The following is a 14,480-nucleotide window of genomic DNA, read 5'->3' on the forward strand; positions in this document are numbered from 1 at the left end:
ACTCGATAGCTCAGTTGGTAGAGCACAACACTTTTAATGTTGGGGTCCTGGGTTCGAGCCCCAGTCGGGTCACAAAAGCTATTCCTAATCGAATGGCTTTTTTTAATTCTTTAGCGATTTCTTGATGAAAGAAAGTAGAAAAAGAATTATATTTACCCATTCACAAGGCCGGGTGGAGGAATTGGTAGACTCGCCATCTTGAGGGGGTGGTGTCGCAAGACGTATGGGTTCGAGTCCCATTCCGGTCACAAAAAAGCACAAATAACAACCTGTTATTTGTGCTTTTTTTAGTTATGAGTGATCAGCTATGAGTTATTGTTATTTCGTCTCAACCTCTCACCAACTCAACCTCTTCAATGCATGTTTATATGTTAAGTGCGTTTTTATTCTTCTTTATTGTTTCGGTTCTAATTTTAGATACTTGTTTTTTCCAAACGTTGTGTAATAAATCGCAAAAAAGGGGCTTGTGCCTTTTAAGTTGAAAAACAACATTTCGCCTTGATTTATGGTTATCGGAAGATGATTGGATCTACACCAGTCGATTTTTGCTGTAAGCATATGCTGACCCGGTTGAATTTCGAGTACTTTTGTTTCTCCATCTTTTATTGTTCCAATTTTTTCTTCACCTAGATAAAGCGCTATTTTCGAGTTTTGTTAGAAAATTATGAGCTGCGCTCAATGATGATTTTTGACATGTAGCTTAGTTTTTTGTGTTGATTGGTAGCTTTTGACGCATTACTTAAAGGTGTTAATCCTTTGCTTTTAGAAAATCTTTTAAGTTGGTTGGAATCCTATTATTAGCATCTAGAATAATCGGGAAATATTCTTCCTGTGTCTCTTCGTTGAAGTCAAGCTGTACTTTTAATAGGAAAATGTTACCCAGTAATGCTGTGTCTTGTTGAGTAAGAAACTTTATATTAAACAGATCATTGAATTGTTTTATTATAGAATCTGTAGGTTGGTGTTTGGTGTGTTTAACATCCCCAAAAAACACCTGTGCAAGACCTAAGTTGAATCTTATCGAATCAACATTATGTCTAGTTATGGGGAGCTTTTCAAGTAAGTCTATTTTCTTAACTGTTAAATCGTTTTCTTTTGAAATTTCAATTAGATAATCTTTTATAATAGAGTCCTGTTCTTGACTTATTTCTAATTTCTCTGATGTTGTGTATTGGCCAATGTCTGTTTTTGGATTACATGCAAGTAGAGAAATGGATAATAGTAATAAAGTGTACTTTTTCATGGATACAAGCGTATAATTATTTGTTTTGATCGTTGCTTTTTTTGCTGGGTGAACGAAGCAAAAAATAAACATGACAATTTTACAACATCACAAAATACAAATTTTACAGCTTGATTCCATATTTACTTTCCATGAATCTAACAAACAAATCGACAATTGGATGATGTACTTCCATGATATCTTCCTTTGAAAATTGTGCTAAGGGTAACCATTGTAGTGCTTTGATGTCGTCTTTAGGTTGGATATTACTTGTAGCGAAGGGGATTTCCAATAGATAGAGATGCGTAATAATTTTGTCCTTGTGGTTGCGGTAGCGGGGATCGTCTATTTTAGCGGAGCCTGTATACACGATCTCTTCTGGAGCGGCTGAGATATTCGTTTCTTCAAATAACTCTCTTACAGCCGCTGTTTCATAGCTAGAGTCATCAGCGTCTACAAATCCGCCAACGAAACGCCATTTGGGTTCATGTTCTTTTTTACCTAAAAGAAGGAAATAGGTTTGGTCTGGGTTGATTCGGATTACAGCAATATCTACGGTAGGTATTGCATTGTGGTAAACTTTTTCTTGCATTTTTTTGTTGTTAGGGGATTACAAAAAAAAGGCTGAATGATCGTTCAGCCTTTCTATTAGTATATAAAAGAAATGATTTTTTCTAAAGCCATTCCTCTTGAGCCTTTGATTAAAACGGTTTTATGGGCTAAAAATTCTTCCATTGCAGGATGTTGTGCAAAGAAATCATTAAGTGTGTCATAGAATACACTTGTGGTTGAAGCGGATGATGCTTTGATCTTGCCAAATTCTCTTCCGATGAAGAACGCTTGATCGTGTTGTGTTTCTTCTACTTGTTTGACTATGTTAAGGTGTTCTTTTTCACTTGCTGTACCTAACTCAAACATATCGCCTAAAATGTAAATTTTAGGTGTTGAAGCAGCTAATTGATTAAAATTAGCAACCGAAAGCTCCATGCTTGAAGGATTGGCATTATACGCATCTAGTAAGATGGTATAAGGTGCTTGTTTAATCCATTGGGAGCGATTGTTCGTCGGTATGTAATTTTGAATCGCTTGATTAGCTTCTGCTACACTCACGCCAAAATACTGCCCAATGGCTACTGCAGCTGCCATGTTTGTTGCGTTGTAGGCTCCTGTTAAATGAGAGGTAATGCGTTGGTCTCCAGCTTGTATTGTTGCAAGCTCAGTATTTTCGATGACCTCTATTGTTGCGTTAGCCTCTGTTTCTTTTGAGCCAAAGGTAAACCTAGAAAAGGTCATGGTTTTTGCGTCTTGTCTTGGGTCATCAGCGTTGACAAAAGCCATTTTGTGGTTGTCTTCTAAGTAGTCGTATAGTTCACTTTTGCCTTTTATCACTCCTTCAAATCCACCAAAACCTTCAAGGTGTGCTTTGCCAAAATTGGTAATATAGCCATAATCGGGTTGTGCAATGGTGCATAATAAAGCGATTTCGTTGAGGTGGTTAGCCCCCATTTCAACGATGCCGATATCTGTTTCATCGTCAAATTGGAGTAAGGTTAGCGGAACTCCAATGTGATTGTTGTAGTTTCCTTGTGTTGCTTTGACGTTGTATTTTTGACCTAGTACAGATTTGATTAGTTCTTTCGTTGTTGTTTTTCCATTGCTACCTGTTAGGGCAATGATGGGAAGTCCTAGCTGCTGTCTGTGGTAATTGGCTAATTGTTGCAGGGCAAGTAGGGTATTAGGTACAAGAAACATCTTATCGCGATCTGTTAGGAGTTTAGGGTTGTCCATTATCACAAAACGCGCACCTTTATTCAAGGCTTCTTGAGCAAATTCATTGGCGTCAAAATTTTCGCCTTTTAAAGCGAAGAAAAGGCAATCAGGTGTAATATTTCTCGTATCGATTGATAGGCCGTTAGCTTCTAAGAAACAGCTGTATAATTCTTGTATATTCATAAATCAAAAGTAAAAAAAAAGTCCTAATAAAAATTAGGACTTTTAAAAGAAATATAAAGTTATACTCTATTAGTTTTTCGTTTTGCGGATTACTTGTTTTTGACCCACTTTAGTCATAGCTAAACGGAATCCGATATAGTCTGTTGCTTGATCTTCTGGATAGAATCTTCGTGTAGCTGGATCTAACCAATATGCTCTGTCTTTCCAAGAACCACCTTTAATTACACGACTTTTCTCGTTGTAAATATTAGCAACTTTGTTGTTTTTGTTATTTTTAGCTGAAGTTTGAACCATTTCTTCTCCGTCTTCTCCAATTACTGCGTTTGTGTCAGCATCATAAGAAACTTGAGCTACTTGTCCAGGTAAATTACGAAGTCTCAAACGTCCATTAGATAAAGTGTCAAATTGTACCGTTTGGTCTGTTACGATTTGCGGTTTTCCATCAGGACCAATTTGATTTTTGTAATAGATGTTACCTTTGAAAAAGTTGAAATCAGTATCGATTTGATCGATTTGAGGATCATAAACATCCGCTACCCATTCTGCAACGTTACCAGCCATATCATAAAGACCGAAATCGTTCGGAGCATAGGATTTCACTGCATTAGTAATGTCAGCGTTATCTGTAGCCCAACCTGCAATTCCTCCGTAATCTCCACGACCTTGTTTGAAGTTAGCATACTGAGATTTTAATGTATTGTTACGTCCTTTTGCTCCTTTTTTCTTTGTAGGATTTTCCCAAGGATATGTTTTTCTACCTTGATAGTTGTTGTATTCTCTTGTTCCTGCCATTCCGATAGCTGCATATTCCCATTCTGCCTCAGTTGGTAGACGGTATTCAGCTGTGAAAAGACCGTAGTTCATTGTAGCGTAAAGATTTTTTTCACCATCTTTAGCTTTATTCTTTACTCCACGGTATACGATATCGCTATTTCCTCCGTATACAGCTTCTGGATTTGCTAAATACGTTTCTGTACTAAAATGTGCGTCAGCATAAGCTTCCATAATTTTAGCATCTTTCTTAAGATATCCAGCTCGCTCTAACGTTAACTCGTTTACACGGTCTGTTCTCCACTTAGCGTAATCATTCGCTTGAAGCCATGTTACTCCAACTACAGGGTAGTTAGCATAAGCAGGGTGTCTTAAGTAGCTAGAAATAAGTGTCTCATTGAAACCAGAACCACTTCTCCAAACTGTCGTGTCAGGTAATGCACTTTTGTAAATCTCTGCATACACTTGATTTGTTGGAGGGAAAACACTTTTCAACCAGTATAAGTATTCGTTATACGCAATGTTAGTTGTTTCAGCTTCATCTAAATAAAAAGATTGGACATACTGTTGTTTAGGATTGTTATTCCAATCAGCCATGATGTCATCTTGTACTCTTCCCATTGTAAAAGCACCCCCTTCAATGGATACCATACCCTTAGGATTCTGCTGTTCAAAATTCGTGTTGTACTGAAAGCCTCCTTTTTTATCATTTATTTTCCAACCAGTAGCAGAAGAAACTCCATTATTTGTGTTACTGCAACTCGTTAAACCAACTGTAGCTAGTAGGCCAGCAACCAGTTGTAAAGTCATAAGTCTATTAATCTTCATGTTAAAAACGGGTAAATAATTTGACGCAATATAAGAATTAACGATTAATTAGCAATATGCTTGCTGTGAATATTTTAAAAAAAACTTAATTTTTGTGTTTCAAAATGATTATGATTACCTAAATAACGCTTTTTTTTTAAGCGTATTGTGTATGGAAAAAATAATTATTTTTGCCTAGGATCAAATCCTCCTCATGCAAATATATATGAAATTAATTATTAATACACTACTGATTCTTACTTGCTTTACTCTTTTTTCTCAATCTAAACGATTAACGTTTCAATGGGATAATAAATTAGTAGAGCAGGCGTTGTTCTCTTCTGATTTTGATGTGACCCGAATAGATAAAAATTTAACATTTGAAAATGTTAATAATAAGTTAATTTATTCCTTTCAAGAAGTAAATATTCCAATTGCTTTTACTAATAATGTACGAATTGAACATGTTTCTTACGAAGATTTAGATGGAAATTTGCTGTCAAATGACCAGAAAAAGATATATGAAGGGGAAGTAAAGATTCACATCAAAACGGCCTATAGTGCAAATCAGCCCCAAACTTTTATTTATTTTTCGCCTATTGTCTATGAAAATGGTCGATTAAAACGCGTCAAAAGTTTGGCTTATCACATAGATAATCGCTCAACTACAGGAGCAGTTCAGTCGCGTTCTTTTACTAATGGGCGCAATACAACAACCCAATCGGTTCTCAAACAAGGGAATTGGTTCAAGTTCGGTATTCAAAAAACGGGAATTTATAAGTTAGATCGGAATTTTCTTACCCAATTAGGTGTTCCTCAAACGGTTGATCCCCGCACAATACAGATTTACGGTGCTGGTGGACAAATGCTTCCTGTGGTTAATCAATCGGATTATCCAGTAGATCTTCAAGAAAATAGTATATATGTACACGGAGAAGAACAGGGAAGATTACAAGCAGACGATTATGTTTTATTCTATGGAATAGGAGTTGATCAATGGAGTGATGACAGTTTGACGAATCTAAATGTATATGCAGAAGAAGCAACCTACTTTTTGACTTATGGGCAACAGCAAGGATTGCGTATCTCAAATTTTGTTCAACCAACAGCAAGAGAAGTAGAAATCTTAACAGAATTCGATGGTCGTGTTTTTCATGAACAAGATTTAGTGAATATTGGTAAACTTGGAAGAAAGTGGTTTGGAGAAGAATTCGGTTTGGTTAATCAACGGAATTTTACGCTTGAATTACTGCATTTAAAAACGAATCTACCAGTTACTTTTGGGGTGAATACAGCTTCGAGTTCGTATGGGAATACGTCTTTTTCTTTTACTCTAAACAATAGACATGTTGGCGGCGTTTCTTTTTTTCCAATTCGAAGCGCTACAACGAAAGGATATGAGAGTTTTTTAGAGAAGGAGGAGTATTTGAGTTCGCCATTGGCAGAAGTACAATTGACCTACCAAAATGGGGGAGTACCCAATTCAACTGGCTATTTAGATTATATTGAGTTTCTATATACAGGATCTCTACAAGGTGGAACTAAGCAATATCGCTTTTCCAACGCAAAGACGAAAACAATAGAGGGGGTAGTTCGTTGGGATTTTAGGGGTACCACTGAAGTGAATCGCATTTGGGATGTTACAGATGTTACGGCGATCCGCGCTATTTCAGTAAATAATCACCCCAATTTTAGCTTTAAATCACAAGGTGGAAGGGCACAGTACTATCAAGTTGAGGTACCCGCAGATTACTATACGCCAAGGATGGTAAGCAATAGTCGAGTGCGCAATCAAGATCTAAAAGGAATAGTTCATGCCCAAGCTGCGGTAGATTATCTTATCCTTACTAGTGAAGACCTAGTACCCGCAGCTCAACAACTCGCACAGTTTCACCGTCAATACAGTAAATTAAATCCTTTGGTTGTATCGGTAGAACAGTTGTATAATGAGTTTTCTTCTGGTCAACAAGATGGGGCGGCGATTCGAAATTTTGTTCGATATGTATCAGAAAATATGCAGCAGAAGGGAAAGGAACTACGCTATGTAAATATCATGGGAACAGGTTCGTATGACTATAAACAACGCGTGGAACAAAATGCAAATGTCGTCCCGTTGCACTATGGGATGAGTAAAAATAAAAAAGCACAAAATAGCAATTCTAACTTCTCGATGTATACGACTTTTATGTCTGACGATTACTACGGTCTATTGGATGAAGGAGAAGGGGATATGTATAATTTGGTTTTTGGTATTGACGTAACGGTAGGGCGTATGTTGGTAAAGAATATAGACGAAGCCAATCAAGCCGTGCAAAAAATCAAGGCCTACTATGGGGATGAATCTAAAGGAAGATGGAAAAACAATATTGTTGCCATGGCTGATGATGTGGATAAAGCGTCTGATTATGTACTACAGGTAGAAACAGATACGATTGTCAATCGAATTACGGCTCGAAATCCGTTTTTTAATGCGAATAAAATCTATTTAGATTCTTATGTACAAGAAACAACCGCAGGAGGAAATCGATATCCACAAGCGAGAAGGGATTTCTTAGACGCGATAGATAAAGGAGCTTTATTCGTTAATTATTTAGGACATGGTGGAGAGGATGGCTTATCTCAAGAACGCGTGTTTACCATTGAAGATGCTAAGAGATTAAGCAATGAAAATAAGTACCCTGTTTTTTCTATTATTACGTGTGAGTTTAGTCGATTTGACGATCCTAATTATACCAGTGGAGGAGAAGTACTCTATTTAAATAGTAAAGGTGGAGCCATCGCTTTAATTGGAACAACCCGCGAAATAGGTATTGAGATAGGGCGACTTTTGAATCGCACGTTTACCGATTTGTTTTTTGAGCAACCTACGACTTATTCAATGGCTGATGCACTTCGACATACTAAGAATCGCTATACCAATAGAGATAAGAATGTCGTTTCTTTTATTGGAGATCCAGCCTTGAAAATTGCACTACCTCAATTAAAGGTAGTATTGACTACAGTGAATGATGAAGCGGTTGTTCAGACGCAACAACAACCAGTAAAAGCGCTCGATTATGTGCAGATGAAAGGCGAAATACAAGATGAGCAAAATAACCTCGTACCGTCATTTACTGGAAATTTAGCGATTGAAATATTTGATAAATACCTAGATAAGAAGACACTAGGAAATGATAATGTAACCAGTAATGAAGGGGTAATGACCCTGGATTTTCAAACTTTAGGAGAGGTCGTTTTTAGAGGAAATGCCAGTGTTAAGAATGGAGCATTCTCCTTTGACTTTATCATGCCTAAAGATATTCGTTTAAATGAAGGAAAAGGAAAAGTGAGTTTTTACTCATCGAACAAAGAAATTGAATATACAGGAAGTGACGAGGAGTTGGTGATTGGAGGATTAAATGAAAATGCACCTAAAGATACAACTCCACCATTAGCTAGACTATACATGGATAGTGAATCTTTTGTTTCGGGTGGATTGACAAACAATAATCCAATCTTTCTTGCGTTTGTAGAAGATGAGAGCGGAATTAATACAGCAAGTGGTATTGGGCATGATATTTCAATAACGATAGATGATAAAGAGGATCAGGTTGTTATACTCAATGACTACTACGAAACAGAAGTAGATAATTTTAGAAAGGGAAAGGTAACCTATCAATTAAAAGATGTAGAACCAGGACTGCATACGATTCAATTTAAGGTATGGGATGTGTACAATAATTTATCTACTACGGAACTACAGTTTTTAGTTCAACAAGATGAAGCGCTAAAGATAGAGCATGTACTCAATTACCCTAACCCATTTGTTAATTATACAGAATTTTGGTTTACACATAACCGACCTTTTGAACCGTTAGATGTTCAAGTTCAAATTATGACAATTGCAGGTCGAATTGTAAAGACAATCAATCAACAGGTTGTCACAGAAGGGAATTTAAGCCGAGAAATCCAATGGGATGGGCGCGATGATTTTGGCGATCGAATAGGAAAAGGGGTTTATATTTATCGCATGACTGTGCGTGCTACCCAGACTGGAAAAAAAGTCGAAAAAATAGAAAAATTAGTTATACTTTAGGAAACAATTATATTTGTATAATTTTATAAACACAACTGGATGAAAAATATTACAGCATTAGTTTTATCTATACTTGGTGGATCTGCCTTGTATGCGCAGACCGATATGCATCCGATTACTACAGGAGTCCCGTTTCTTACAATCGCAGCTGACGCGAGATCAGCAGGTATGGGAGATATGGGAGTTGCTACTACAACAGATGTTTTTTCACAACAACATAACGCTTCAAAATACGCTTTTGCAAAAAAAGACCAAGGTGTAGCGCTGAGTTATACCCCTTATATGTCTAAGATATCAAGTGATATGTCACTTGCTCAGTTAAATTACTACAACAAGTATAATGAAAGAAGTGCCTTTGGTATTGGCTTCCGTTATTTTGGAATGGGTGAGGTAACATATAGGCAAGATTTTAATAGTATCGGATCGACGTATAAACCTAGTGAATTTGCTATTGACGCTTCTTACGCTTTGAAGTTGAGTGAACAATTTGGTATGGCCGTTACAGGGCGTTTTATTAACTCAAACTTAAAATTACCAGAAACAGGGGATGGAGATACGGGGAGTGCAAGTACATTTGCTGTAGATATCTCTGGGTTATATCAGTCTGAACGTCTTTCGTTTACGGATTTTGATGGTCGTTGGAGATTTGGTTTTAACTTGCAAAACTTAGGACCTAAAATTAGTTATAGCGATCGACCTAATGGAGATTTCTTACCAGCAAATTTAAAATTAGGGGGTGGTTTTGATTTTATATTAGATGATTATAATACGTTGACCATTACAACAGAATTTAATAAACTATTGGTGCCAACGCCGCCAAAGAATATTACAGATCCTGAAGAAATGCGTAAATACAATGATATAGGATGGTTTAAAGGGGTATTTAAATCCTTTGGTGATGCACCAGGAGGAATGAGCGAAGAAATGAAAGAAATCGCTTGGTCATTTGGAGCAGAGTACTGGTATGACAATGTATTCGCGTTCCGTGCGGGTTATTTCAATGAGAATAAAAACAAAGGTGCTAGACAATATGCTACCCTTGGAGCTGGATTTAAATACAGTGCTATTACAGTAGATTTATCCTACTTGTTCTCGACATCAAAAATTAATAATCCATTAGAAAATACCTTGCGTTTTTCATTGAGTCTTGACTTAGGTAGAAAGACGTATCACAAAGGATAAATAGAAAAGTAGTATATTTGTACACAAATCCAAACCGTTGAAGCTAAAAACGAGTTTGGATTTTTTATCTCTAATTGTTTGAGTTATGAAGAAAGTAGAAGTTGTAACAACCTTTATTGAATATGAATCGATGTCTGCTTTAGACACACAAGATCAAGCGTTGATGGCCCAAGCGGTTGAAATAAGAAAAAACGCCTATGCTCCTTATTCTCAATTTCGAGTAGGTGCAGCGTTGCTTTTAGAAGACGGAACGATTGTCTTAGGTTCTAATCAAGAAAATGCTGCCTTTCCTTCTGGATTATGTGCAGAACGTACCGCAATTTTTCAAGCCGGCGCTTTGCACCCTGGTAAGCGAATTTTGAAAATCGCTATTTCTGCTGCTTCTGATCTAAAATTAACCAATCATCCGATTCCTCCTTGTGGGGCTTGTAGACAGAGTATTCTCGAATATGAAGTGAAACAAGAACAACCGATCGAGATGTTTTTTATGGGAGCGGAAGGAATGGTATGCTATTCTCCCTCTTTACTGAATATGCTACCCTTTCATTTTGATGCTAAATCAATGTGATAAAAGCAAAGTTAGAAGAGGAAGTACTAAGTGATCATTTACAAAAATGAGCCTATTTACTTCCTTGATTCATAGTTAATTGCTTGTAGAAAAAAAAACGAGTGTTAACGTTGAAATTATATCAAATAAATTATTAATTTTGATATGAAATGGCGATGAAACTAAAACTTCGCTTATAGGTCCCTAAAAAATTGAACGCGGACCTTTTGAATTTATAAAATGGACACATACCCCCAGATCATCACAATATTAGCTAGCGCTACTATTGTATCCGAAGAAATTTCAATTGGTAAGTTATTGCTTACGTTATTCTTAGTATTCCTAAATGGATTTTTCGTTGCGGCGGAATTCGCAATCGTAAAAGTTAGATCTTCTCAGATTGAAGTACATCAGGAGTTAAACTCTAAGGTAGCAGGTGTTGCAAAAAATATTGTAACAAATTTAGATGCTTATTTAGCGGCAACGCAATTAGGGATCACTTTAGCTTCACTAGGATTAGGTTGGGTTGGAGAAAGTTCATTGACTCCTGTTATTATGAAGGTATTTGATTTATTCGGCATGACTGGACCAGAATGGTATTCAGTTGCTAAGAGTATCTCATTTCCAATAGCCTTCGCTATTATTACGATTTTGCATATTGTATTTGGTGAATTAGCACCTAAATCAATCGCGATTCATTTCCCTACAAAAACAACATTCTCTATCGCTTTGCCGTTGCGCGTATTTTATTTTGTATTCAAACCAATTATTTGGATGATGAATGGATTAGCGAATGGTATTTTACGCATGTTCGGTATCACACCCGTCCACGGTTCTGATATACATACAGAAGAAGAATTGAAAATGATCATTACCGAAAGTCAAGTAGGTGGTGCAATTGAAGAAACAGAACGCCTGTTGATTCAAAATGTTTTCGATTTTGACGATAGACGTGTAAACAATATTCAAACACTGCGTAAAAATGTTTCAGCAATTGAAATCAATACGAGTGTAAAAGAAGCCATCGACTATGCTATTACAGAAGGCTATTCTCGTTTTCCAGTATATGATGATTCCCTAGATGATATCAAAGGTGTGATTTATACGAAAGATTTAATGAAAGCCATAATTAAGGACAAAGAGGATGTATCTCTTGCTTCTTTAATGCGTGAGCCAATTTATATTTCAGAAAATGCATTGATTAAAAATGTATTGAAACAGTTTCAAGCGAAGCACTTGCAAATGGCAATAGCAACCAACGAGGTTGGTGAGTTTACAGGTATTGTGACGATGGAAGATATTTTGGAAGAGTTAGTAGGTGAAATCCAAGATGAGTATGACAATGAAGAACCTATTGTAGTTTCTACAGGAGAAGGGGTGTACATGGTAGATGCGCACTCGAATATTTCTGATATCAATCGTTGGTTGCCTTTCAAATTTGAAGAAAGTGAACATTATGATACGTTAGCGGGATTAATCAGCGAAGTCTGCCCAGATCAAGAGTTAAAAGAAGGCGATATCATCGATTTAGAACACTATACTGGAGAAGTAGTTAATATGTATCGAAACTCAGTAGAAAAGGTTCAATTGACGTTGAAAGAAGAGCATTTAGAGGATATAGCACAAACCTAAGATGACATAACCTATATAGAGGCAACCAAGTGGTTGCCTTTTTTATTGAAAAAAAGATAAGGACGAATGAAATTCACTTTGAGTAGGATCAGTTTTTTTTATTTGACAAATTTCACAAAGAGGAATTAACAAATAAAAAGGAGGATTGGAGTTGGTCGAAATAAAAAAAAGACGGTACTTACAGGCTTTAATAGAATCATATAGTAAGATGAAATACCAAGCCCTTTATCAAATGATCGATGTGCAAACCTATTGTAAGTTGCGTGTAGCATCAGGATTATCTCCCAAAACAATCGAGGCGGCAACGATCGGATTGCGCAATTCCCTTTGTTGTGTGGTTATTGTTGATACGGAAAAGAGCAGTGAAGTAATTGGGATGGGACGCTTAGTAGGAGATGGCGCTTGTCACTGTCAAATTGTGGATATTTGCGTGTTGCCAGAACACCAAAAGCAAGGATTAGGTAAACTCATCATGCGTAAATTAGACGAATTTATTCAAGCGAATATTCCCGTGTCATGTTATATTAATCTGATTGCCGATGGAGAAGCTTATCGTTTGTATGAACAATATGGATTTAAAGAAGTTTGGCCTGCTTCACGGGGAATGGGCTACACAAAGAAGCAGTAAAAAATAGAAAAGGAGCGAGTTATATTCGCTCCTTTTGTGTTATAACTCGATAATGTCGAAATTTTGTTCTAAAGGTTGTAGCTGTTGAAACAGTTTGTGCAATAAATCATCTCCTGCTTCTTGATAAAATTGAGCAAAATTGAAATAGCGCTCTTGTAAGCTATGCTGAGGAAAGAGCTCTAGTTGAATCGCCATAATGCGGTCTAGTATAGCTTTGTTTTTTTTCTTTTCTGCTTTTAGCAAGCGCTTTTCTAAATGATCAAGTCCCTTGATTTGCTTTTTCTCTTGTGCATTAACAGCTCCAATAAAGGATGCGTCGGTTTGTTTGGCGATGTCCCTTAATGTATCGAATTGTTCTTGTAATACCTGGCGTTGCACTTTGAAATCAAAAGAAACATCAGAAAACTCGATGGATTTACGGTGCAGTAATTCCTCGGCCGAAGTGAACATATCTGACCATGAAAGCTGTAGTTTTTCCATTTTTTTAACCTGTTTTTCGGTGGCAAGTAAAACGGAATTTCGCAATAATAGCATTGGGAAGTCCACTTGATGTAAATCGAAAACAGATTTTAATTGTAGCCAATACGCCAGTTCTCCTCCTCCTCCAATATAGCATAAGTTGGGTAAAATCGTCTCTTGATATAACGGACGTAAGATTACATTTGGACTAAAGTTCTCGGGATGATTTTCTAGTTCAGCTAAGATCTCTTCTTTTGTAAAGGAGATAGAGGTGTTGTTTATTTTATAACAATTGTCTTCCCAAATAATTCGCTCGCGCAGCTTATCCTGAATGTAAAACAAGTTGATGTCTCGAGGAGTTACTTGTATAAAATAACGCTGTAAAATGTCATATGATTTTTCAACCTCACGAATGGCATTTTGTTGCAACAATTCTTGTTGGATCGAGGGAGCAAATACTTTTTTTAATTGTGGATGATCACCGTCTACAATAACGAGTCCGTGCGATTCGAATAACGCATTTGCTAAGTATCGCGTTGCATCAGCTAAATTATCGTGTTTCAAATAACTTGTTTCAAAGAGTACTTTGAGTTTTTTAGCGTGTAATCCAGCATTGAGTTGACCTTTGAATACATCGAAAATTTGCTCTAATCCAGCGGTAGTCAATCGACCGACAGGACCAGTACTTTCTCTATCCCAACAAATCTTCTTATCTTGAAAGTAGAAGTGATTGATTTCTTCAAAATCATGATCTTCTGTTGCCATCCAATACACAGGTACAAAATTGTAATCGGGATAATGTTGTTTTAAGGTAACAGTAAGATTAATGGTCGAAACAATTTTGTAGAGAAAATACAGCGGACCTGTAAATAAATTGAGCTGATGCCCCGTTGTAATGGTAAAGGTATTATCGTCTTGCAATAACGCAATGTTTTGTTGTGTTGCTGGTGAAGGTTGAAGGTTGGTGTACTGCTCTAACAAAGCATCGTGTAACACGCGGCGTTTTTCTTTTGAAAAATGATGTTGTTTGGCTTGTATCTGCGGTTTAAAATTTTCCAAAGTTGGAAAAAGGTGATATAGCGGTTTTAAATCTTCTTCTTGGTTGAGGTAATCAACCATTAATTTAGAAAAATAACCGGAATTTTGAAATGTAATAGTAGGTATAGTCATAAGACACTAGGTCAATTATAAAGTTTGTTTTAAA

At 36.6% G+C, this 14,480-nt stretch carries 10 protein-coding genes and 2 tRNA genes; 7 read left to right on the plus strand and 5 right to left on the minus strand.

Annotated elements, in window-relative coordinates:
• Together ACPDG9_RS04915 and ACPDG9_RS04920 are read left to right on the plus strand one after the other, a co-directional pair.
• Positions 1–72, plus strand: a tRNA-Lys gene (locus ACPDG9_RS04915).
• Positions 73–166: 94 nt separating this feature from the next.
• Positions 167–248 (plus strand) — tRNA-Leu (locus ACPDG9_RS04920).
• Positions 249–748: 500 nt separating this feature from the next.
• On the opposite strand, the gene ACPDG9_RS04925 is transcribed toward ACPDG9_RS04920, so the two are convergent.
• From ACPDG9_RS04925 to gldJ, 4 genes are all read right to left on the minus strand, one after another.
• Positions 749–1,243, minus strand: coding sequence for a hypothetical protein (locus tag ACPDG9_RS04925; RefSeq protein ID WP_430526646.1), 495 nt, complete (start codon positions 1,241–1,243; stop codon positions 749–751).
• Between the two features lie 103 nt (positions 1,244–1,346).
• A complete protein-coding gene (locus ACPDG9_RS04930; RefSeq protein WP_430526647.1) occupies positions 1,347–1,814 on the minus strand; it encodes an NUDIX domain-containing protein in 468 nt (155 codons plus the stop codon).
• Positions 1,815–1,870: 56 nt separating this feature from the next.
• Positions 1,871–3,175, minus strand: coding sequence for a UDP-N-acetylmuramoyl-tripeptide--D-alanyl-D-alanine ligase (locus ACPDG9_RS04935; RefSeq protein WP_430526648.1), 1,305 nt, complete (start codon positions 3,173–3,175; stop codon positions 1,871–1,873).
• Positions 3,176–3,244: 69 nt separating this feature from the next.
• Entirely contained in the window at positions 3,245–4,774 is a 1,530-nt protein-coding gene (gene gldJ / locus ACPDG9_RS04940) for a gliding motility lipoprotein GldJ (RefSeq protein ID WP_430526649.1), read from the minus strand.
• Between the two features lie 205 nt (positions 4,775–4,979).
• Between gldJ and porU the strand changes: the two genes are divergently transcribed.
• The 5 genes from porU (at position 4,980) to ACPDG9_RS04965 (ending at position 12,817) form a co-directional block, all read left to right on the plus strand.
• A complete protein-coding gene (porU, locus tag ACPDG9_RS04945; protein ID WP_430526650.1) occupies positions 4,980–8,828 on the plus strand; it encodes a type IX secretion system sortase PorU in 3,849 nt (1,282 codons plus the stop codon).
• A 39-nt stretch (positions 8,829–8,867) separates the two neighbouring features.
• Positions 8,868–10,010, plus strand: coding sequence for a type IX secretion system outer membrane channel protein PorV (porV, locus tag ACPDG9_RS04950; RefSeq protein WP_430526651.1), 1,143 nt, complete (start codon positions 8,868–8,870; stop codon positions 10,008–10,010).
• A gap of 85 nt (positions 10,011–10,095) precedes the next feature.
• Positions 10,096–10,578 carry a cytidine deaminase gene (locus tag ACPDG9_RS04955; protein ID WP_430526652.1) on the plus strand — a complete coding sequence of 161 codons (483 nt, stop codon included), beginning with the start codon at positions 10,096–10,098 and terminating at the stop codon, positions 10,576–10,578.
• A 219-nt stretch (positions 10,579–10,797) separates the two neighbouring features.
• Complete coding sequence (locus ACPDG9_RS04960; RefSeq protein WP_430526653.1) at positions 10,798–12,189, plus strand: hemolysin family protein; 1,392 nt, start codon at positions 10,798–10,800, stop codon at positions 12,187–12,189.
• Between the two features lie 208 nt (positions 12,190–12,397).
• The gene (locus ACPDG9_RS04965) at positions 12,398–12,817 is read left to right on the plus strand and encodes a GNAT family N-acetyltransferase (RefSeq protein ID WP_430526654.1); all 420 of its coding nucleotides are present in this window, start codon (positions 12,398–12,400) and stop codon (positions 12,815–12,817) included.
• Positions 12,818–12,856: 39 nt separating this feature from the next.
• Here ACPDG9_RS04965 and bshC read toward each other — a convergent pair whose 3' ends face one another.
• Positions 12,857–14,446 (minus strand): bacillithiol biosynthesis cysteine-adding enzyme BshC, encoded by a 1,590-nt coding sequence (gene bshC, locus ACPDG9_RS04970; protein WP_430526655.1) that lies wholly within the window; start codon positions 14,444–14,446, stop codon positions 12,857–12,859.
• Positions 14,447–14,480 lie beyond the last annotated feature (34 nt).

The organism is Myroides sp. C6-3 (assembly GCF_050522425.1).
Lineage (GTDB): Bacteria > Bacteroidota > Bacteroidia > Flavobacteriales > Flavobacteriaceae > Flavobacterium.